Source organism: Polaromonas sp. P2_G11 (genome assembly GCF_056403595.1).
This window is the reverse complement of record NZ_JBFUFE010000001.1, coordinates 179195-200397: the sequence shown is the minus strand read 5'-3', so window position 1 is coordinate 200397 and position 21203 is coordinate 179195. Positions and strand designations below refer to the sequence as shown.

At 61.0% G+C, this 21203-nt stretch carries 21 protein-coding genes; 15 read left to right on the top strand and 6 right to left on the bottom strand.

Annotated features, from left to right (window positions below; translation table 11 throughout):
- Nucleotides 1-180: 180 nt before the first annotated feature.
- The 4 genes from AC1DWQ_RS01020 (at nucleotide 181) to AC1DWQ_RS01005 (ending at nucleotide 2894) form a co-directional block, all read left to right on the top strand.
- Complete coding sequence (locus AC1DWQ_RS01020) at nucleotides 181-954, top strand: molybdate ABC transporter substrate-binding protein (protein WP_477667976.1); 774 nt, start codon at nucleotides 181-183, stop codon at nucleotides 952-954.
- Nucleotides 955-1188: 234 nt separating this feature from the next.
- The gene (locus AC1DWQ_RS01015) at nucleotides 1189-1569 is read left to right on the top strand and encodes a DUF2946 family protein (RefSeq protein ID WP_477667975.1); all 381 of its coding nucleotides are present in this window, start codon (nucleotides 1189-1191) and stop codon (nucleotides 1567-1569) included.
- Between the two features lie 209 nt (nucleotides 1570-1778).
- Entirely contained in the window at nucleotides 1779-2351 is a 573-nt protein-coding gene (locus AC1DWQ_RS01010) for a YcnI family copper-binding membrane protein (RefSeq protein ID WP_477667974.1), read from the top strand.
- 57 nt (nucleotides 2352-2408) lie between these two features.
- On the top strand, nucleotides 2409-2894 hold the full coding sequence (locus tag AC1DWQ_RS01005) for a copper chaperone PCu(A)C (protein WP_477667973.1): 486 nt from the start codon (nucleotides 2409-2411) through the stop codon (nucleotides 2892-2894).
- Between the two features lie 17 nt (nucleotides 2895-2911).
- Here the strand turns inward: AC1DWQ_RS01005 and AC1DWQ_RS01000 are convergent, their stop codons facing one another.
- From AC1DWQ_RS01000 to crcB, 3 genes are all read right to left on the bottom strand, one after another.
- A complete protein-coding gene (locus AC1DWQ_RS01000) occupies nucleotides 2912-4078 on the bottom strand; it encodes a sigma-54-dependent Fis family transcriptional regulator (RefSeq protein ID WP_477667972.1) in 1167 nt (388 codons plus the stop codon).
- A gap of 202 nt (nucleotides 4079-4280) precedes the next feature.
- Complete coding sequence (locus AC1DWQ_RS00995; RefSeq protein ID WP_477667971.1) at nucleotides 4281-4946, bottom strand: barstar family protein; 666 nt, start codon at nucleotides 4944-4946, stop codon at nucleotides 4281-4283.
- A gap of 64 nt (nucleotides 4947-5010) precedes the next feature.
- A complete protein-coding gene (crcB, locus tag AC1DWQ_RS00990; protein ID WP_477646309.1) occupies nucleotides 5011-5397 on the bottom strand; it encodes a fluoride efflux transporter CrcB in 387 nt (128 codons plus the stop codon).
- A gap of 39 nt (nucleotides 5398-5436) precedes the next feature.
- On the opposite strand from crcB, the gene AC1DWQ_RS00985 reads away from it, so the two are divergent.
- Nucleotides 5437-6159 (top strand): aspartate/glutamate racemase family protein, encoded by a 723-nt coding sequence (locus AC1DWQ_RS00985; RefSeq protein ID WP_477667970.1) that lies wholly within the window; start codon nucleotides 5437-5439, stop codon nucleotides 6157-6159.
- Nucleotides 6160-6167: 8 nt separating this feature from the next.
- On the opposite strand, the gene AC1DWQ_RS00980 is transcribed toward AC1DWQ_RS00985, so the two are convergent.
- Genes AC1DWQ_RS00980 through AC1DWQ_RS00970 form a run of 3 tightly spaced genes read right to left on the bottom strand, consistent with a single transcriptional unit; the run spans nucleotide 6168 to nucleotide 9073 of the window.
- On the bottom strand, nucleotides 6168-7478 hold the full coding sequence (locus AC1DWQ_RS00980) for a TRAP transporter large permease (RefSeq protein ID WP_477667969.1): 1311 nt from the start codon (nucleotides 7476-7478) through the stop codon (nucleotides 6168-6170).
- Between the two features lie 57 nt (nucleotides 7479-7535).
- Nucleotides 7536-8069 (bottom strand): TRAP transporter small permease, encoded by a 534-nt coding sequence (locus tag AC1DWQ_RS00975; protein ID WP_477667968.1) that lies wholly within the window; start codon nucleotides 8067-8069, stop codon nucleotides 7536-7538.
- A 20-nt stretch (nucleotides 8070-8089) separates the two neighbouring features.
- Complete coding sequence (locus AC1DWQ_RS00970) at nucleotides 8090-9073, bottom strand: TRAP transporter substrate-binding protein (protein WP_477667967.1); 984 nt, start codon at nucleotides 9071-9073, stop codon at nucleotides 8090-8092.
- Between the two features lie 121 nt (nucleotides 9074-9194).
- On the opposite strand from AC1DWQ_RS00970, the gene AC1DWQ_RS00965 reads away from it, so the two are divergent.
- From AC1DWQ_RS00965 to AC1DWQ_RS00920, 10 genes are all read left to right on the top strand, one after another.
- Entirely contained in the window at nucleotides 9195-10148 is a 954-nt protein-coding gene (locus tag AC1DWQ_RS00965; RefSeq protein WP_477667966.1) for a LysR family transcriptional regulator, read from the top strand.
- A gap of 121 nt (nucleotides 10149-10269) precedes the next feature.
- Nucleotides 10270-11535 (top strand): ABC transporter substrate-binding protein, encoded by a 1266-nt coding sequence (locus AC1DWQ_RS00960; protein ID WP_457280039.1) that lies wholly within the window; start codon nucleotides 10270-10272, stop codon nucleotides 11533-11535.
- A gap of 36 nt (nucleotides 11536-11571) precedes the next feature.
- Complete coding sequence (locus AC1DWQ_RS00955) at nucleotides 11572-12438, top strand: branched-chain amino acid ABC transporter permease (protein ID WP_457280040.1); 867 nt, start codon at nucleotides 11572-11574, stop codon at nucleotides 12436-12438.
- A 2-nt stretch (nucleotides 12439-12440) separates the two neighbouring features.
- Nucleotides 12441-13457, top strand: coding sequence for a branched-chain amino acid ABC transporter permease (locus tag AC1DWQ_RS00950; protein WP_477667965.1), 1017 nt, complete (start codon nucleotides 12441-12443; stop codon nucleotides 13455-13457).
- Nucleotides 13454-14164 carry an ABC transporter ATP-binding protein gene (locus AC1DWQ_RS00945; RefSeq protein WP_477667964.1) on the top strand — a complete coding sequence of 237 codons (711 nt, stop codon included), beginning with the start codon at nucleotides 13454-13456 and terminating at the stop codon, nucleotides 14162-14164. The genes AC1DWQ_RS00950 and AC1DWQ_RS00945 overlap by 4 nt, the downstream gene beginning before the upstream one ends.
- A 63-nt stretch (nucleotides 14165-14227) precedes the next feature.
- Nucleotides 14228-14932: an ABC transporter ATP-binding protein gene (locus tag AC1DWQ_RS00940; RefSeq protein ID WP_477667963.1), complete on the top strand. Its 705-nt coding sequence runs from the start codon at nucleotides 14228-14230 to the stop codon at nucleotides 14930-14932.
- A 52-nt stretch (nucleotides 14933-14984) separates the two neighbouring features.
- On the top strand, nucleotides 14985-15752 hold the full coding sequence (locus AC1DWQ_RS00935) for a putative hydro-lyase (protein ID WP_477667962.1): 768 nt from the start codon (nucleotides 14985-14987) through the stop codon (nucleotides 15750-15752).
- A 49-nt stretch (nucleotides 15753-15801) separates the two neighbouring features.
- The gene (locus tag AC1DWQ_RS00930) at nucleotides 15802-16764 is read left to right on the top strand and encodes a TRAP transporter substrate-binding protein (RefSeq protein ID WP_477667961.1); all 963 of its coding nucleotides are present in this window, start codon (nucleotides 15802-15804) and stop codon (nucleotides 16762-16764) included.
- 18 nt (nucleotides 16765-16782) lie between these two features.
- Nucleotides 16783-17385, top strand: coding sequence for a nuclear transport factor 2 family protein (locus tag AC1DWQ_RS00925; protein ID WP_477667960.1), 603 nt, complete (start codon nucleotides 16783-16785; stop codon nucleotides 17383-17385).
- Between the two features lie 68 nt (nucleotides 17386-17453).
- Nucleotides 17454-21086, top strand: coding sequence for a hydantoinase B/oxoprolinase family protein (locus AC1DWQ_RS00920; protein WP_477667959.1), 3633 nt, complete (start codon nucleotides 17454-17456; stop codon nucleotides 21084-21086).
- The last annotated feature ends 117 nt before the right edge of the window (nucleotides 21087-21203 follow it).

Genomic DNA, 21203 nt, shown 5'->3' with positions numbered 1-21203 from the left:
ACTGCGTGTAGCCTGTCCTCCCCTACAGGGGACGGTGAAATTGGCACACCCCCGTCCAAGCTCACTGCGTGTAGCTTGTTCCCCCCTCGAGGGGGCGGCGCTTGCGGTCTGGCAAAGCCAGTCCCGCGGCGCCTGCTGGTATGGATTGCTGCTGCGGTTGTTTTTTCAGGAGGCCTGACTATGGCGCATGCCCAATCGCCCGCAGCATCTGCTGAAGGCGCCGCGCCGCTGCGCGTGTATGCGGCGGGCAGCCTGCGCGAAGCGCTCACCGAAGTGGCCCGCGCGTACGAATCCCGCACGGGCGTGAAAACCCAGCTGACGTTTGGCGCCTCCGGACTGCTGCGCGAACGCATTGAAAAGGGCGAGCCTGCGCAGGTGTTTGCATCGGCCGATACGCAGCATCCCCAGCGCCTCTATTCCGCAGCGGGCAGTGCATGGGTGCAACCCACGCTGTTTGTGCGCAACCAGCTGTGTGCTCTGGCCGTGCCGCAGCTCAATGCCGATTCGGGAAAGTTGCTCGACCTGATGCTGGATCCCGCCGTCAAGCTCGGCACCTCCACGCCCAGGGCGGACCCGTCGGGCGACTATGCGTGGGCAGTGTTCCGCAAGGCGGAAGCACTCAAGCCCGGTGCTTACACGGCACTGGACAGCAAGGCACTCAAGCTCACCGGCTCACCCGAAGCGCCCCAGCCTCCGCCGGGCCGGAGTACGTATGAGTGGCTGATCACGGAGGGCCGCGCCGACCTGTTCCTGACCTATTGCACCAACGCCGTGGCGGTTCGCAAAGAAGTGCCGCGCATGAACGTGGTGCAGATGCCGGCTGCCTTGCAGGTGAGTGCGGCCTACGGTTTGACTGCGCGAAGCGGGGATGCTGCGGCTGCGCAGTTTGCTGCCTACTTGTTGACGCCGGAAGCGCAGGAGGTGTTTCGGCGGTTTGGTTTTGGGGCGCCCTAGCAAGACACCCACCCCCGTCCAGTCTCACTGCGTGTAGCCTGTTCCCCCCTCGAGGGGGCGGCGCCTGCGGTCTGGCAAAGCCAGTCCCGCGGCCCCCGCTGGTAGTGTCCAAAGAATTCTTCAACCCAGCATGAGCCGCGGAACCGGCTTTGCCGGGCCGCAGGCGGGCGGCCCCCTCGGGGGGCAGCGACCCACACGAAGTGGGGGAGCGTGGGGGCTACATATAATCACCCCGTGCCCCACCACCCCGTATCCCGCTCGACCCTTCCCGTATGGGAACGCCTTGCCGCCTGGCTGGCTTTCCTGGCCGTGGCGGCGGCGTTGTGGGCACCGGTGTCCATGCTCGCCCAGGACGTGCGCAGCGGCAAGCTGAGCGGCATTTGTACTGTCAACACCGCTTCGTCTGATGCCGGCGTGGACTCCACCGATGGCAATGCAGCCTCCCCAGGCCAGCGCTGCGACCTGTGCGGCTCAGCAGGGCTGGTGCTGCCACCTCTACCGGTAGCAACCGTTTCCTGTGTCACCGGTACCACGGTTGCGGTGGCGGATATTCCGGCAACCACCGGCACTGCCATCTCCGGGCTGCCTTTCAGCCGCGCACCTCCCGCACTTTGAACTGAACCGCCTCTCGCTGGAGGCCTCAGGCATCCCGCGCACGGGCCTTGCGGCCGGCGCCGTGCCATCGTTCATTTCAGCGTGCACTTTCACGAGCCTTTTCTGCGCACCCGTGCGCTCCGTTCGGCATGGCGCTCGCTGCGCTGGCTGGCCCTAATTTCAGCCGCAAATCCTGCTGCCTTTAATTTTCAATCCTGTAAGAATCAATCATGAAATACCCAAATGCTATTAAAACCATAGCTGCTTGCGCTCGTCCCTATTGGGCTGGAGCTATCTTTATTGCCGTATCGCTGCCTGCCGCCGCACACGTCACCCTGGAATACCAGGTCGCGAATGCGGGCAGTTATTACAAGGGCACATTCAAGGTCGGGCATGGCTGCGGGAATTCACCCGTCAAACAGATCGTGGTCACCATCCCCGCGGGTGTGCAGGGTGCCAAGCCCATGCCCAAAGCAGGCTGGACGCTGGAGGTCACACGTGAGAAGCTGGCGCAGCCGCTGCTGGACCACGGAAAAACCGTTACCGAAGACGTGTCGCGAATCAGCTGGACGGCTAAAACCCCCGCTGACTATCTGCAGAACGACTGGTACGACGAATTTGTGCTGCAGGCCAAACTGCCCGCACAGGCGGGCATGTTGTATTGGCCGGTAAGCCAGGTTTGCGAGAACGGCAAGGTTGACTGGGCCGAAGTGCCCAAGCCAGGCCAAAAGATGTCCGACCTCAAAAACCCTGCTGCCGCGCTTGAGCTGATGCCTGCAGGCGGTGGTGAACACAATCACTGAGCGAGCCCCGGCGGCTTTATTTCAGATTCAATTTACTGCTTCAAGGAGCATTTACACATGACATCCGCAAAATTCTCAAAAACCGTGTTGGCGTTTTCGCTGGTACTGGCCAGCATGGCTGCCCCGGCCCAGACGGCCGCAGTCAAGGTCGATGGGGCGTGGGCGCGCGCCACTGTGCAAGGGCAAAAAGGCACGGGGGCTTTTATGAGCCTCACCGCCAAAGATGGGGCCCAGCTGATCGGCGTGTCGTCGCCGGTGGCGGGCGTGGCTGAAGTGCATGAAATGAAAATGGACGGCGACGTCATGAAAATGCGCGCCGTGCCGTCACTTGATTTGCCTGCCGGCAAAAAGGTCGAACTCAAGCCAGGGGGTTACCACGTCATGCTGATGGACCTCAAAGCACCGCTGGCCAAAGACAGCACAATCCCCGTGACCCTGCTGTTCAAGGACGCCAAAGGTGTGGAAAGCAAGCTCGAGCTGAAGCTGCCGGTTGCCACTGCAGCTCCGGGAGCAGCCGGTGCCGCGGCCGAGCACAAGCACTGATTTGTGTTTGCCGGGTGCTAGTTGCGTTTGCCCGAGCCCAGGCGGCGGTAAACCGTGGCCCGGCTGACGCCGAGCGCTTTTGCGGCCTGCAGCACATTGCCGCGTGAATCGGTCACCGCCTTGCGGATCAAGGCGGTTTCGAGTTCTTTCAGCGTTCGTGACGCGGCGCCTGAAGGCGGCAGGCTGGTTGCCGGGGCCGGCGAGTCCCGGCCGGGCAACTGCGGCAGCGCGTGCAGGCGCAGGCCTGTCCAGAGCGGCACCTCCAGGATGCCGCCATTCACCGGCGCCTGGCGCTGCGCCGCGTCAAACAGCATTTCGAAGGGCATGGCAAAGAGATCGTTGCAATGCGGCGTCATGCCTGCGGTGAAGCCCAGCTGTGAAATCATCTGCCGCGCCGCCTGGTTGGCGCCAGTGACGCAACCATCGGTATCCACGCACACCAGCCCATCGGTCTCATCCCCCAGCGTGCGGCCCGGCCAATTCAGCCGGATCAGCAATGCATGGGGTTTGCCCAAAGTGAGTGCGTTCTCTATGCTGCGCGCGGATTGCGCAACGAGGTGTTTGAGCTCGGGTCTCTCGACCACTTCGATGCCCGTCAGGTCCAGCATGCCGGCGCAGCGGCCGTCGGGGCCGAACAAGGGCGCGCCGGCGCAGCTGTAGACCGAGGTGGCATCAAAAAAATGCTCACCCCGATGCAGCCACACCGGTTGCAGTTCGGTCAGCGCTGCGCCGATGGCGGTAGTGCCCACTTGTTGTTCCGAAAGGTCCGTACCGATGCGTGTGATCATGTCGGCACGGCGGTCGCGCCGGTCTATCGGGCCATTCACATTGATGACCACGCCGGCCTGGTTGGTCAGGATGGCGAAGTAGCGCGTGTCGGCAATGGCCTGGCCCAGCTTTTCCAGTACAGGTGCCGCAGCTTGCACCAGCTGGTGGTTGGCCTCCAGCGTGCGGCGCAGCGCGGCGGCCGGAACGATATCGAAAGAAGGCGCCCGCTCGGGCCGCTGGCCGCCGGCCAGGCAGCGCTGCCAGGAGCGCTCTATCCAGCTTTCAACCACCGGGCTGACACCTCCGGGCGTGTACTCACCGTACAGAACCGCTTGCCGTGCGCGGCCTATGTTGGCCAGCCGGTCCGGCCCGCCGCTTGAGAGAGCCGGATACACCGATGTCATGGGGGTTGTCATGGAGGCCATGACGCATTGTGGCCAATTCAGGCCGTTCGCGGGTGGTGGCGGCTTTGGTTGACTGCGCCGGTATGACAAGCGCGTGCGGGCTGCAAAAGCCGGCCGGCTTACAGACTGGGAAATTTATAAGAAAAGTGGCTCCAGCCCAGACTCAGTTTGCGCAAGTAGCTATAAAAAAATAGCAATTTTCGACTGGATAGCTTTATTCCTGAATGCGCAATCCAGCACCCGAAAATACCTCAGTCAATCTATCGAAATAGCTGACATCGTTCGTGAGGGTTTCACAGACAGTTGAAAACTGTTTTTTATCTTTGAAAGCTATTTTGCAATCCAATCTGTTCTCCCTCAACACATCGTAAAGAGCATCGAGATTGGTGCCTGCATAGCCTTTGTACCCAAAAAAAGCTTCGCCAAGCCGGCAATACAAATCCTGCTTTGAACGCAAGCCTGCTGCGTCAAGGACGATGGGACTTTCATCCACCTTTGCCTGAATCCAGTTGGTTTTCGAAGTTAATGCCTGACACATGGACAACCATGAGTCGCCATACTGCACGCTCAAGTCAGACCAGTTAATAGAAAGACCGTCTGCCCACGCATCCAGCAGCATCGATTTGAACCCGTCGTACTCGCCAAACAAGGCCAAGAGGTAAGTGCGCTCCCCCACGGTCGCTAAATTATTTGCGACGTAAAAAAGGGAAATCCGAAACTCAACACCGGCGTACACCTTCCACAGCGAATACAGGACACCGGTTTCCAATTGGGCGGAAGCACCACGTGCCTTCAAATTCCACATTGAAATCAAAAAACCGTCCGGGCTTTCACTCAGAGCATGAGACATGCCCTGAACGTTTTCGACATCCCATTCCATTTCAACGGCGCCAGATTCCCTGCGAATTAACATTGATATCATTTTTTTAACCTCCAGCCCATATTCAGCGTGCGCCAGCAGCTATAAAAAACATAGCAGTTTTGAGGCCGGCCACGGTCATCAACAGGGATCCCAGCACGTGCACGGTGGCCGTAAGCGCGGCCAGCCCGTAGCGCGCTTCCATCAGGAAAATCACTACTTCGGCCGAAAACGAGGAAAACGTGGTGAGACCGCCCAGGAACCCCGTCACCAGCGCCAGCCGCCACACCGGGTCCAGCTGGGGCATGGACTGGAAGCCCGCGATGCAGATGCCAATCAGGTAGCCGCCAATCAGGTTCGCCGCAAGGGTGCCCCAGGGAATGAGGCCGCCCGGCGTCAGCCACAGGCCGAGGCCCCAGCGCGCCAGCGCACCGATTGAAGCTCCAAGAGAAATGGCGATGACGTTCAACATGGCGGTGGCGGGTGGTTTGTTTGGCGGGAGAATGGAGCCATGACTTTAACCTCAGCACCCGCTTTCAGCGAGCCTTCGGGCTTTCTGGGGGTGGTGATGCTTGATACGCGCTTTCACCGGTGGCCGGGTGACATCGGCCACCCAGACGCGTTTGGCGTGCCCGTTCGCCAGCGGGTGGTGTCGGGAGCCGGGCCCGGCAAGATTGTGCAGACCGCCGCCGGCCTGCGTGCTGCGGGCGTGCTGCCGGCTTTTGTGCAGGCGGTGCAGGCCTTGGCGAGCGAGGGCGCGTTGGCCATCACCACCAGCTGCGGTTTTCTCGTGCTGTTGCAGGACGAATTGCAGGCGGCCGTGGAGGTTCCTGTTGTCACTTCAAGCCTGCTTCAGCTGCCGGTACTGCTTGCACGCCACGCCAGGGTGGGCGTGCTGACCATCAGTTCAGCGGCGCTGGGTGAGGAACACTTGCGTGCCGCAGGTGTGGCGCATGAGCGTCTGGCGGATGTGGTGGTGCAGGGGGTGGATCCTGAAAGTGAATTTGCTACTGCCATTCTGGGTAACCGCCCGACCATGGACAGGGAGAAGGCGTGCGGCGATGTAGTGGCGGCTGCGGTGGCCCTGAGGCAGCGAGAGCCTTCATTACAGGCAGTGGTGCTTGAATGCACCAACTTGCCGCCGTACCGCCACGCAATTGAAGAGGCCACCGGCTTTGAGACCTGGGCGCTGACTGACGATGAGAGACTTCTGTCGCCCTGGCGCGTCCGCTGAGCCGCTATCTATTTATCTTTGCCCATGACGAGATCAGGCAAGCTGGTCACGATCTGCGGGAATACCGTGATCAGCACAATGCACACCACCAGGCAGCCAAAGAAGGGAATGGCGGCGCGTGCAATCGTGTTGCTGTCCTTGCCGGTCATGTTTTGCAGCACAAAAAGATTGAAGCCCACCGGCGGCGTGACCTCGGCAATCTCGACCAGCAGGATGATGAAGATGCCGAACCAGATGAGATCGAAACCGGCCTTCTGGATCATCGGCAGCACCACGGCGCTGGTCAGCACGATCATGGAGATGCCGTCGAGCGCGGTACCCAGGATCAGGTAGACGATGGTCAGCACACCGATCAGCGCAAACGGCGAGAGGTTCATGCTGTTGACCCACTCGGCCAGCTCACGCGGGATACCGGTGAAGGCCATGGTTTTGGTCAGGAATGCCGCGCCAGCCAGGATGAACATGATCATGCAGCTGGTGCGCGTCGTGCCCATCAGGCCCTCTTTGAAGTTTTGCCATGTCAGTGACCGGCTCCACAGCGCCAGGCCCAGCGAACCGGCCACACCGTAAGCCGCGCATTCGGTGGCCGTGGCATAGCCGCTGATCAGCACCCAGCAGATGAAAACGATCAGCGCGGCGCAGGGCAGCAGGTTGCCCGACTGCCTGATCTTCTGCATGAACGTGGAAGGCGGGTCGGCGGCGGGCACCTTGTCGGGATGGCGCAGGCTCCACCAGATGATGTAGCCCGAGAACAGCGCCATCAGCAGAAAGCCCGGGAAAAAACCCGCCAGGAAGATGCGGATGATGGACGCGTCGGCCGCGACGGCATACACCACCATGGTGATGGACGGGGGAATCAAAATACCCAGCGTGCCGGCGGTGGCGAGGGAGCCCAGGGCGATCTTCTCGTCGTAGCCGCGCTTGAGCAGCTCAGGCAGCGCAACCTTGGAAATCGTGGCGCAAGTGGCGGCCGACGAACCCGAGACCGAGCCGAAGATCCCGCAGCCCAGGATGGTGGTATGCATGAGGCGGCCGGGCACGCGGTTGAGCCAGGGGCGCAGGCCCTCAAACATCTCTTCGCTGAGCTTGGTGCGAAACAAAATCTCGCCCATCCAGATAAAGAGGGGCAGGGCTGCCAGTTCCCAACTGGCATTGCTTTCCCAGAAAGCACTGAAGAGATTCTTGCCCGGTTGGGTTGTTGTGAAAAAGGCCTGCCCGACCCAGCCGCAGATGGCCAGGGTCATCGCAATCCACACGCCGCCCGAGAGCAGCAGCATCATGAGCAGCAGCAAGATGCCGCCCACCATCAGGATATCCATGTTGTTGTCTTTGTAGTCTGGAAAATAAACGGAAATGAAAGAGACGCAGGCTGAGGCTCAAACTTCCGAAGAGAAGTCGCCGCGCGCATGGCGTTCTTCGACTTCGCGCACAAAGGTCGGCACGCCGCCGCGTATCACGATGATGAATTCATCGACCACGGCGACCAGCAGCAGGATGGAGCCCAGCGCAAAGCTCAACTGCGGAATCCACATCGGCATGGGCAAGAGGCCTTGCGAGATGTCGTTGAACTCCCAGCTTTCATAGGTGAAGAGGCATGCCGACCATGCCAGGTAGGCCACCGCCACGCTGCCGATAAAAAGCGAGGCCAGCTCGAGCACGCGGCGGGTCTTTGCATTCACTGAATCGAGCAGCAAGGTCACCCGCACAAAGTCGCCATGCTTGAATGCGTGGGCCATGGCAAAGAAGGCGGCGGCCGCGCAAAACCAGGCCACCACGTCGTTCACGGCGCCGGTGTTAACGCGGAATTCGCGCAGGATGCTTTGAGCGATCATCAGCACCGCGATGAGGGCGATGAAGGCGGCGCCCAAGGCCCCGCCTGCCAGATAAAGTTTGTCGAGGAATTTGCGCACGGCCTGCCTTGTTGTATGCCTTACTTCTTCGCGGCCCTGAGCTTGTTGAAGTTGGCGATGATGGCTTCGCCGTCAGGGCCGGCCTTTTTCACCCAGTCGGCCTGCATGATGGTGCCGACCTGCTTCATGTCGGAGACCAGCTTGGCCGGCGGCGTGACGATCTTCATGCCTTTGTCGGCCAGGGCCTTTTTGTACCACTCGTTCTTTTCCTCGCTGAGCTTCCAGCCGCGCACTTCGGCGTCCGCCGCGGCCTTGGTGAGGGCCGCCTGTGTGGCGGGGTCGAGCGCATCAAAGGCTTTTTTGTTCACGATGACGGCATTCTTGGGCAGCCAGGCCTGGGTGTCGTACCAGTACTTGATGCTTTCATAGGTCTTGGAGTCATAGCCGGTCGAGCCCGAGCTCATGTAGCTTTCCACCACGCCAGTGGCCAGCGCCTGCGAGAGTTCAGCCGCCTGGATGGTGACCGGCTGCGCGCCGATCAACTCGGCAATCTTGGCGGTGGCGGGGCTGTAGGCGCGCCATTTGATGCCGCGCAGGTCGGCAACCGAGGCGAGCTCTTTCTTGCTGTAAATGCCTTGCGGTGGCCACGCCACGGTATAGAGCAGCTTCATGCCCTGTGTGCCCAGCAATTTATCAAGTACGGGCTTTTGGGCTTCGTAGAGTTTTTTGGAATCAGCGTAAGAGGTGGCCAAAAAAGGAATGCCATCGACGCCGTAAATCGGATTCTCGTTTTCGAAATTGACCAGCAGCACTTCACCGATCTGGGCCTGGCCGCCTTGCACCGCACGCTTGATTTCGTTGGCCTTGAAGAGCGAGGCGTTGGCGTGCACCGTGATCTTGAGTTTGCCGCCGCTGGCCTTGTCGACGTCTGCCGCGAACTGCGTCAGCGTTTCTGTGTGGAAGTTGCTGGCTGGGTAGGCCGCGGGCAGATCCCACTTGGTCTGGGCGAAAGCGTTGGCGCCGAAGGCGAGAGCGGCGGCCACCAGAGTGACTTTGAATTTCATGAAAAGCTCCAGGACAAGGAATTAGTAAGTAGTAATAGGATAGACGCAAATCCCGCGCCAGTTCACCGGGCATACCCCGAAAAGCCGGCGCCTACCTGTTTTGCGACCTTGAGGCCCCGCCATGAACCTGCGTTTTGTTGAAGCTTTCTATTGGGTTGCCTCGCTCAAAAGTATCTCGCGCGCCGCGGAGAAGCTCTACCTGACGCAGTCTGCCATGTCCAGCCGGATCGCCACACTGGAAGAAGAGCTGGGCATCCTGCTGCTGGACCGGCGCGACAAGCAGTTCAAGCTCACCGTCGCGGGCGCGCGTTTCCTGGTCTATGCGCAAAAGCTGCTGGAGCTGCAGCGCGAGGTCAAACACGAGATGGGTTCCGGTGCGGCCATGGCGGTATCGATGCGCATAGGTGCCATCGAATCGGTGCTGCACTCCTGGCTGATTCCCTGGCTTGAAAAACTCCGGGTAGACCATCCGGGCCTGGAGCTGGAGCTGACGGTGGAAACCACCCCCATCCTGATGGACCAGGTGCAACGCGGCACTCTGGACCTGGTGTTTGCCGCATTGCCCGCGTCGGCGGACGGGGTACGCAACCAGGCCTTGCCGCCCATGGACATGGCGTTTGTGGGAAATCCGGCGCTGCATAAAAAAAGAAATTACCGGCTGGATGAACTTGCGGAAATGGAATTGCTGACGTTCCAGAAAGGCTCGCAGCCGCACGTCACGCTGGTCGACCTCTTCAAGCAGCACCGCATGGAACCCAAAAAGGTGCATGCCATTTCATCCATTTCCGCGATGGTCCAGCTGGTGCAGGGCGGCTTTGGCGTGGCCCTGCTGCCGCGCATCGCGGTCCAGCGCCTGACGGGGTTCGCCAGCCTGAAATTGCTCACCTGCGACACCCGTGTGAAGTCGTTGCCGATCCACGCGAGCTACCGCACCGACCCGACTTCATCGGTGGTTGAGACGGTGGTCAGGTCGGCCGTGCAGTTTGCCGCGGAGAGCACGGGAGCCGGCACCAAAACGGGTCGCAAGCCGGCGGCCAGGGTTGCAAAAACAGGCAAAAAAGGTGCATCAGGGTAAATACCAATCATCGAAAAAATCGATGACGTAAGCAAAAAATTACTTGTTTGATTTCGTCATTTGCTAATCGCACACTTCGTCACATGTCATCCAACCGTCATGTTTTTACGAGGAGTGCGTCATGAAGAAATCTTGGTGGGCCAAAGTGGCCGCAGTGTTGCTATCAACCGGCATGGCCTTTGGCGTGCATGCACAGCAAGAGATAAAAATCGGTGTGCTTTATCCGCTCACCGGGCCGGCCGCCTCCGTGGGTGCCGAGCTGCGCAGCGCGCTGGAACTCGCCGCCGACATCATCAATAACGGTGCGCCCGGTGTTTCCGAGCTGCCGCTGTCTGCCGGCAAAGGCTTGCCCAACCTCAAGGGCGCAAAAATCAAGCTGGTGTTTGCCGACCACCAGGCCAACCCGCAGACTGGCGCTACGGAAGCCGAGCGCCTGATCACACAGGAAAAAGTCGTGGCACTCGTGGGTGCGTATAACAGCGCCGTCACCGCCACGGCCAGCCAGATCGCCGAGCGCGCCGGTATCCCTTTCCTGAACCCTGAATCGTCGTCGGCATCGCTCACGCAGCGCAACTTCAAGTGGTTCTTTCGCACCACGCCGCACGACGACCTGTTTGTGCACAACGCCTTTGATTTCCTGAAAGAACTCGAAGCCAAAAAGGGCATCAAGGCGGGCGTGGTCGCCAGCCTCAACGAAAACGGCTTGTGGGGCACGGAAACCACCAAGCTGCAGACCAAACTCGCGCCCGAGTTCAAGCAGAACCTGGTCAAGCAGGTGATGTACCCGGCCAAAACCACGCAGCTGACTTCGGAAGTGCAGACGCTCAAGGCGGCGAACCCCAACCTGGTGCTGCAGTCGTCCTACACGGCCGATGCCATCCTGTCGATCAAGACCTACAAGGAACTCGGCTTTTCGCCGGACATGATCCTGGCGAACAACGCGGGCTTCACCGATACCGATTTCATCAGGACACTCGGCAAGGACGCCGACTACATCATCACGCGTGAAGTCTGGGCGCTGGACCTGGCCAACCGCAATCCTCTGATCAAGCAGGTCAACGACCTGTTCAACAGCCGCTACAAGATCAACTTCACCGGCAATTCCTCGCGCACTTTCACCGGCCTGATGGTGATGGCGGACGCTATCAACCGTGCTGGCTCCACCGAGCCCGAAGCTATCCGCAAGGCATTGGCCGCCACCGACATGCCCGGCAGCAAGCTGATCATGCCGTGGAAGGGTGTGAAGTTCGATGCGACCGGCCAGAACACCCTGGGCCAGGGCATCCTGGTGCAGATCATCGGCGGCAAATACAACACGGTCTGGCCGTTCGACATGGCCTCGCGTGAAGTGACCTGGCCCATGCCCAAGTGGGACCAGCGCAAATAAGCCGCGAGTTTTGACCTAAAAAGCCAAGAGACAACCATGACTACGGAAATATTGCTTCAGACGCTGGCCTCCGGCGTGCTGATTGGGCTGATTTACGCGCTGGTGGCTATCGGCCTGACCATGATTTTCGGCGTCATGGACATCGTGAACTTTGCGCACGGGGAATTCCTCATGCTGGGCATGTACTCGGCCTTCTGGCTGTTTTCCCTGTATGCGCTGGACCCCATGCTTACCTTGCCGCTGACAGTGATCATGCTGTTCGGCTTCGGCGTGCTGCTGTACAAACTGGTGATCGTGCGCATCATCAACGCGCCCATGCTGTCGCAGATCTTCACGACTTTCGGCATCATGATCCTGTTGCGCGGTGTGGCCCAGTTCCTCTGGAAACCGGATTTCCGCTCCATCGAGAATTCGGCGGTCAGCGGAACGGTCAAGCTGCTGGGCGTGCAACTGGGCAAGCCGCAGCTGGTCGCCGGTGTAGGGGCCGTCGTGGTCACCGGCCTGATTTACTTCTTCCTGAACAAAACCCGGCTCGGTGCGGCGCTGGAAGCCACCGCCTCCGACAAGGAAGCGGCCCGCCTCATGGGCATTGATTCGCACAAGATGTTCTCGCTGGCCTGGGGCATAGGCGCGGCCTGCGCCGGCGCAGCCGGGGTGCTGTTGTCAACCTTCTTCCCGATTTTTCCGGACGTTGGCGCGAGTTTCATCCTGCTGGCTTTTGTGGTGGTCAACCTGGGCGGTTTCGGCAGCGTCTCTGGCGCTTTCTGGGCCGGCATCCTGGTCGGCGTGATCGAGGTCATGGGCGGCCTGCTGCTTGGGCCGCAGTACAAGACGGCCATCGTGCTGGTGTTGTTCCTCGGCGTGCTGATGTTCCGCCCGCAGGGCTTGATGGGCAAGGCATGATCATGAAGCAACTCATTTTTGCCATCGCAGCGCTGGCGCTTGCCCTGGCTGTTCCCGCTGTCACGGATGCCTCGCACCTGAACATGGCAATCCTTATCCTCATGGCGGCCCAGGTGGGTGTAGCCTGGAACATCGTGGGCGGCTATGCGGGACAGGTGTCCCTCGGCCATGCGGCTTTCTACGGACTGGGCGCCTATGTCTCGACACTGCTGCTGGTCAAGTTCGGTATCAATCCCTGGATAGGCGTGCTAGCCGGCGGTTTGGTGGCAGCCTTGCTCAGCCTGGGTTTTGGCTGGTCCTGCTTCCGGCTCAAGGGCCACTACTTTGCGATGGCCACCATCGCCGTGGCCGAGCTGGTGCAGATCTTCTTCACCGAATGGGATTACGGCGGTGCGGCGGTCGGGCTTTACGTGCCGATGGACAAACAAGGCTGGCTCTGGCTGAACTTCGCCACCAAATTGCCGTACTACTGGTTGGCACTGGGGCTGCTGATCATCACCTTGGGCGCGAACTGGTGGATAGAGCGCAGCTACCTCGGCTACTACTTCAGGGCCATCAAAGATGAACCCGACGCGGCCCGCAGCATTGGCGTGAACATCGCCCGCTACAAGCAGGTCGCGCTGTCGGTCAGCGCTTTCCTCACGGCAGTTGGTGGAAGCCTGTATGCGCAGAAAGAGCTTTACATCGATCCGAATTCGGTGCTCTCGACGGCGCTCTCCATCAAGATGGCGCTGGTGTCCATCCTGGGGGGCGTGGGTACCCTGTTTGGGCCGGTCGTAGGCGCGGTGGTGCTGACCAGCATCGAAGAGTTCACCCGCATCGCTTTCGGCGGCACAGGCCGTGGCACCGATGTCATTATTTATGCGAGCCTCATCATCGTGATCGCAGTCTTTTATCCCACGGGCCTCATTGGCTGGCTGCGCAGCTTCCGGGAGCGCCGCGAGGCACGCGCCGATGCATCGCGGCAGATGGCGGTGCCCACCGCCGCCGTGCAGAACGCCGGCGAGGAGGCCGTATGAAGTTGCTGGAAGTCAAACAGGTCAGCAAGCGTTTCGGCGGGCTGGTCGCCAACCAGGATGTTTCCTTCAGCGTGGACACCGGGCAGGTGGTGGGCCTGATCGGCCCCAACGGAGCCGGAAAGACCACGATGTTTAATTGCGTGGCGGGGTATTTTGCCCCCACGGCCGGTAGCATCATGCTGGGCGGCCGCGACATCGCAGGCCTGCCGCCCGAAACATGCGCCCGCGCCGGTGTGGCGCGGACTTTTCAGATTGCGCGCACCTTCACCAGCATGACGGCCTGCGAGAACGTGATGACCGCGGCCATGCTGCTGCAGCACAACGTTGCGAAGGCACGTCGGGCTGCCATGGACTGGCTGGCTTTTGCCGGGCTTGAACGCTTTGCCGACCGGCCTGCCGCCAGCATGACCATCAGCGAGCAGCGGCGCCTGGCCGTGGCGCGTGCGCTGGCCATACAGCCGCGCATCCTGCTGATGGATGAAGTGATGGCGGGGCTCAATCCGTCGGAAGTTCGCGAAGCGGTGGACGTCGTTCTCAAGATCCGGGACAAGGGCATTGCGTGCCTGATCGTCGAACATGTGCTGGAAGGCATCATGCCGATCGCCGACAAGATCGTCGTGCTGGACCGCGGCGTGAAGATCGCCGAAGGCACGCCGCAGGAGGTGTCGAATGATGCCGCCGTGATCACTGCTTACCTGGGAGACTGAAAGTGACTTTCCCTCACGCTTATTGCATTCCCCGCCACGTGGCGCGGATCGAAGGGCAGCACCATGCTTGAAATCAAAAATCTCAAGGTCTGCTACGACGACGTACTGGCCATCTCCGACGTCAGCCTCCAGGTCGAACCCGGCAAGATCGTGGCGCTGGTGGGCGGCAACGGAAACGGCAAGTCCACCACCTTGCGCGCCGTGGCAGGCCTCAATGCCGCCGCAGCGGGCAGTATTACCTTCAACGGTGAGCCGGTTCACCGCATGCCGGCGCACAAACGCGTTCCGCTGGGCCTGTCGCTGGTGCCGGAAGGCCGGCGCCTGTTTCCCCGGCTGACAGTGCTTCGCAACCTGGAGCTCGGTGCTTTCACACGCATGGACAAGCACGAGGTGGCGCAGGGCATTGAAGAGATGCTGCAACTGTTCCCAATCCTCAAGGAACGCGCCACACAACTGGCCGGCACCATGAGCGGCGGTGAGCAGCAGATGCTGGCCATCGCCCGTGGGCTGATGGCACGCCCCAAGCTGCTGATGCTGGATGAGCCGTCGTGGGGCATCGCGCCCAAGTTTGTGACCAAGGTGCTGGAGGTTATCCAGCAGGTCAATGCCACCGGTGTGTCGATATTGCTGGTGGAACAGAACCTGCAAAAGGCCCTGGGAATCGCGCATTACGGCTATGTCATCCAGACCGGCCGTATCGTGATGCAGGGCAAGGGGCATGAGCTCCTCAACGATGACCGGATCAAAAAGGCCTACCTGGGCCTTTGACGGAAAAGCCGCTGTACCACCCTATTTTTTTCCAATCAAGCTTTACCCAGCCATGAACAAGATTTTTGATCGTCCTGCAGACCTCCGGATGGCCAGCCGCTGCGGCGAGTTTGCCCTGCCCACCGCGGGACACGCGAACGGCCATATCCAGGCCAACCTCATGATCGTGCCGCAGGCACAGGCCTTTGACTTCCTGTTGTTTTGCCAGCGCAACCCCAAGCCCTGCCCGCTGGTGGAGGTTCTGAAGCCGGGCGCCACGGAGCCTTTGTGCGCACCGGGGGCGGACATCACGACCGACATTCCGGGCTACCGCGTTTACCGCGACGGCGAGTTTGTCGAAGAGCGGGGCGAGATCCGTTCGATCTGGAAGGACGACTATGTAGCCTTCCTGATCGGCTGCAGCTTTTCTTTCGAGGCCGCGGTCACCCAGGCCGGCATTCCGTTGAGGCATGTCGAGCAGGGCCGCAATGTCTCGATGTTCCGTACCAGTCTCCAGTGCCAGCCCGCTGGTGTGTTCAGCGGCGAAATGGTCGTCACCATGCGGCCCATCAAGAGCCGCGATGTGGCAAAGGTGGTGGAGATTTCTGGCCGGTTTGACGTTGCGCATGGTGCGCCCGTTCACATCGGCAATCCGGAGGCGATCGGCATCACCGACCTGTCGCGACCGGATTACGGCGATGCGGTCGACATCAAGGATGATGAAATCCCGGTGTTCTGGGGTTGCGGCGTCACGCCGCAATGGGTTGCCCAGAAGAGCCGACTGTCGATGTGCATCACCCATGCGCCGGGCAAGATGTTTGTGACAGACCTGAAAGGGTGAGTTCCATGCACCCGCCGCCGGGCTAATTCTCAACTCCCAAGGAGTTCCCATGAAAGCAGTTTTAATAGCCGTGCTCGTCACGGCGGGGGCAGCGCACGCCCAGACAACCTGGAAGCTGGCCACGGGCTACCGGGCAGAGTCCTTCCATACGCAGAACCTCCTGCAATTTGGGCGCGATGTGGATCTGGCCACGCGTGGACAGCTGGTCATACAGGTGTACCCCAACAACACCCTGGCCAAGCTGGCGGACATCAGCGCGGCCGTGCAGCAGGGAAAGGCCGAAGCGGGCGAGACCATCATGGCGAGCATGGTCAAGGAAATTCCGCTGGCTGGCGCGGACTCCATTCCCTTCGTCGTGGCCTCGTACAAGGACGCGCAGCGCCTCTGGAAGCTGCAGCGCCCCGGCCTTGAAAAGCATTTCACCGAGCATGGCATGAAGCTCCTCTACGCCGTGCCTTGGCCGCCGCAAGGCCTGCATTCGAACAAGCCGGTGCGGGGCCCGACGGACTTTCGCGGTACCCAGATGCGCACCTACAACCAGACCACCATGCGTATCGCTGAAATGCTGGGCGCCAAGCCGGTGGATGTGGCCATGGTCGATGTAGGCAAGGCATTGGCCGAAGGCCGGATGGACAACATGATCACGTCGGCGCTGACTGGTGTGGAGAACAAGGTGTGGGGCCCGATCAAGTATTACTACGAGATCAATGCGTGGTTCCCCAAAAATGCGGTGTTTGTGAACAGCAAGGTCTTTGATGCACTGAAGCCCGAGGCGCGCGCTGCCGTGCTCAAAGCGGCGGGCGAGGCGGAAGTCCGCGGCTGGCAGGCCAGCCAGGCGCTGGCGACCAGCGCGACCGAGGAATTGCGCGCCAACGGCGTGAAGATAGAACGCATTCCCCCCGAGCTGGACACTGAGATCAAGCGCATGGGCGAGAAGTTCTCGCGCGAGTGGATACGATCGGTGGGCAATGAAGCCAATGATATTTTCGTGCCGTACTACATGCCGCAATAAGCACAGGCTTCGAATCGCATGAAAACTCCTTCCGCATCCATCGCCGCCTACCTTCATGCCAAGGATGGCAACCGGCCTCACCTGCTGGCGCAAGCCTTTACGGACGATGCCCTGCTGCAGGTCACCGTCCACACCGGTGCGATTTCTTTTCCGCCGGTGTCCCGGGGGCGGGACGCCATTGGCGAGGTGCTGGTGCGCCGTTTTGGCCAGTCCTACGAAAATGTCTACACCTTCTGCCTGGGCTCGCCGCCGGAGGCCGACGCGCAAGTGTTTTGCTGTGACTGGCTGGTTGCCATGACGGAAAAGGACAGTCGCGCCGTGCGGGTCGGGTGCGGCCGCTACGATTGGTGTTTTTCGCCGCCCTCATATCTGGCGGAAAGCCTTTCAATCACCATCGCGAGCATGCAGACCCTGCCGGCCTCGCACACAGACGAGGTCATGGATTGGGTAGCCGGTCTTCCCTATCCCTGGTGCCCGGCTTCCACGGCCCTGCGGGGCGTGCCGGACATCCAGCACCTGGCGCCGGTACTTGGGTACATTGGCAGGTCACAGATCGCCAATTTTCCGGACAAGAGGCCCCGGCCAACATCGCCGCACAGCGTTGCGTCGAGCCAGGCCTGACGGCACACAAGATCAATAAAGATCCATAGAGATCAGCAAAGAACACGTTAACTCTGAAATCAAAAACCATGCAAGACACCACTTCAAAACCGGGCGGCGACCGTTGGCAATTCTGGATAGACCGCGGCGGCACTTTCACCGATATCGTCGCCAAAAAGCCTGACGGTTCGCTCGTGACCCACAAGCTGCTGTCGGAAAACCCGGAGCAGTACCGCGATGCAGCGGTGGCCGGCATCCGCCACCTGTTGGGTCTGAAAGCGGGCGAGCCGATACGCGCCGACGTGGTGGACTGCGTGAAGATGGGAACGACCGTGGCCACCAATGCACTGCTGGAGCGCAAGGGTGAACCGACATTGCTGGTGACCACGCGCGGCTTTCGGGATGCGCTGCGCATTGCCTACCAAAACCGCCCCCGTCTGTTTGACCGCCACATCGTGCTGCCCGAATTGCTTTACAGCGCGGTGGTGGAGGCCCAGGAGCGTGTGGGCGCGCAAGGCGAGGTGCTTCAGGCGCTCGACGAAGTGCTATTAAAAAAGGAGCTGCTTGCGCAGTACCAGAAAGGGCTGCGAAGCCTTGCGATTGTTTTTATGCATGGATACCGGTTCACGGAGCATGAAAAGGCCGCCAAGCGCATCGCGACCGAGGTGGGTTTTACCCAGATCAGCACCTCGCATGAAACCAGCCCGATGATGAAGTTTGTGAGCCGCGGCGACACCACGGTGGTGGACGCCTACCTCTCCCCCATCCTGCGCCGTTATGTGGAACAGGTCGCCAGTGAGATGCCGGGGGTACGGCTCTTTTTCATGCAGTCTTCCGGTGGATTGACCGATGCGCATGTATTTCAGGGCAAAGACGCCATCCTGAGCGGCCCGGCGGGCGGCATTGTGGGCATGGCCCGCACGGCCGCAATCGCCGGCCATGCCAAGGTCATAGGCTTTGACATGGGCGGCACCTCAACGGACGTGTCGCATTACGCCGGGGAGTTCGAGCGCGAATTCGAAACCCAGGTCGCCGGCGTGCGCATGCGGGCACCCATGATGAGTATCCACACCGTGGCGGCGGGCGGCGGCTCCATCCTCAAATTTGACGGCGAGCGCTTCCGGGTTGGTCCACAGAGTGCAGGCGCGAACCCAGGCCCCGCCAGTTACCGGCGCGGTGGCCGCCTGGCGGTGACCGATGCCAACGTGATGGTCGGCAAGGTGCAGCCGCGCTACTTTCCGAAAGTATTTGGTCCCAATGCCGATGAGCCCTTGAGTTACGAGGCGGTAGAGGCCCAGTTCAACGAACTGGCGGGACAGACCGGCCGCAGTGCCGAGGTGGTGGCCGAGGGCTTCATCAACATCGCGGTCCAGCAGATGGCCAACGCCATCAAGAAAATTTCGGTGGCGCGCGGCTATGACGTGACACGCTACACGCTGCAATGCTTTGGCGGTGCGGGCGGGCAGCACGCCTGCCTGGTGGCCGATGCGCTGGGCATGACCAAGGTGTTTGTGCATCCGCTGGCGGGTGTGCTGAGCGCCTATGGCATGGGCCTGGCCGACCAGAATGTGATTCGTGAGCAGGCGGTGGAGCTCAAGCTCTCGGCCGCCGTGCTTCCGGAAATTGCCGACAAGCTCAACTCGCTCGCTGCAACGGCAGAGGCCGAGCTGCAGCGCCAGCAGGTCAGCACCGGCAGCATCACCACGCATCACCGCGTGCATGTGCGTTATGAAGGCAGTGACTCCGCGCTCATCGTGCCCTTCGGTACGCTGGACGAGATCGAGTCCGGGTTCGAAGCCGCTTACCGCCAGCGCTTTGCCTTCCTGATGCAGGGCAAGGGCCTGGTGGTTGAGGCCGTGTCGGTAGAGTCCGTGGTGGCAGGCGACGCGCCTGCCGAGCCGCGCCACACCACGCATGAGCCGCGTGAAGTACCTCGCCGCGAAACCGTGCGCATGTACTCCGGCGGCCAGTGGCATGACGCCGCGCTGGTGGTGCGTGAAGATCTGCGGCCGGGCGACATCATCTCGGGGCCGGCCATCATTGCCGAGAAGAACGCCACCACGGTCGTGGAACCGGGTTGGGAAGCCGCGCTGACGGCGCTGGACCATCTGGTGCTGGACCGCCGGGCTGAACGAGCCGTGAAATTTGCGGCGGGCACGACGGTAGACCCGGTGCTGCTGGAGGTCTTCAACAACCTCTTCATGAACATTGCCGAGCAGATGGGCCTGCAGCTGCAGAACACCGCTTACTCGGTCAACATCAAGGAGCGCCTGGACTTCAGCTGTGCACTGTTTGACACCGAAGGCAACCTGATCGCCAATGCGCCGCATATGCCGGTGCATCTGGGTTCCATGGGCGAAAGCATCAAGACGGTGATTCGCGAGAACGCCGGCAAGATGCAGCCTGGTGATGTGTATGTGCTGAACGACCCCTACCATGGCGGCACGCACCTGCCCGACATCACCGTCATTACGCCGGTCTACCTTGGTGCGGCCACACAGCCGACGTTTTATGTCGGTTCGCGCGGACACCATGCCGACATCGGCGGCACCACGCCGGGCTCCATGCCGCCGTTCTCGACATTGATTGAAGAAGAAGGTGTGCAGATCAACAATGTCAAGCTGGTGGAACGCGGCGTGCTGCGCGAGGCCGAAATGATTGCGCTGCTCAAAAGCGGCAAATACCCCAGCCGTAACCCGCAGCAGAATATGGCCGACCTGAAAGCGCAGATCGCCGCCAATGAAAAGGGCGTGCAGGAGCTGCGCAAGATGGTGGACACCTTCAGCCTGGAGGTGGTGCTGGCTTATATGCGCCATGTGCAGGACAACGCCGAGGAGTCGGTGCGCCGCGTGATCACGCGCCTCAAAAATGGCGAGTTCACCTTGCCGCTGGACAACGGCGCCCAGATCAAGGTGTCCATCCGCGTTGACGTCAAAGGACGCAGCGCCGAGATCGACTTCGCCGGCACATCGCCGCAGCAGACCAATAACTTCAACGCGCCAACGGCGGTGTGCATGGCCGCAGTGTTGTATGTGTTCCGCACACTGGTTGACGACGATATCCCGTTGAACGCGGGCTGCCTGAAGCCGCTCAAGGTCATCATCCCGCCGGGCTCCATGCTCAACCCGAACCCGCCGGCTTCGGTGGTGGCAGGTAATGTGGAAACGTCCACCTGCATCACCAATGCGCTTTACGGCGCGCTGGGTGTGATGGCAGCCGGCCAGTGCACGATGAACAACTTCACGTTCGGCAATGCCCGCCACCAGTACTACGAAACCATTTCGGGTGGTTCGGGTGCCGGCGGAAAGCTGGATGATGCGGGCAAGCTGGTGTCGGGTTTTGACGGCACCTCTGTAGTTCAGGCACATATGACCAATTCGCGGCTGACCGACCCGGAGGTACTGGAATTCCGCTTCCCGGTGCGGCTGGAAAGCTACGAGATTCGCCAGGGCTCCGGCGGTGCAGGCCGCTGGCACGGCGGCAATGGCGGTGTGCGCCGTGTCCGCTTCCTGGAGGCCATGACGGCCAGCATCCTGTCGAACGGGCGCAAACACGGCGCCTTCGGCATGGCCGGAGGTCAAGCCGGGCAGGTCGGGCAAAACGTTGTGGTCCGGGCGCAAGGCCAGATCGAAACACTGGGCCATATCGGCCAGGCCGAGATGCAGCCTGGTGATATTTTTGAAATCCATACGCCGGGCGGCGGCGGCTTCGGAAAAGCTTGACGCAATGCAGACAGGCCGGTTGGTGCCGGCCTGAGTCGCAGCAAACGCAGACACGTCACCATTGGTTATTGAGCCAAAGCACTTGACAGGCTGCGTTTGATCTTCCTGGCCGGAGCC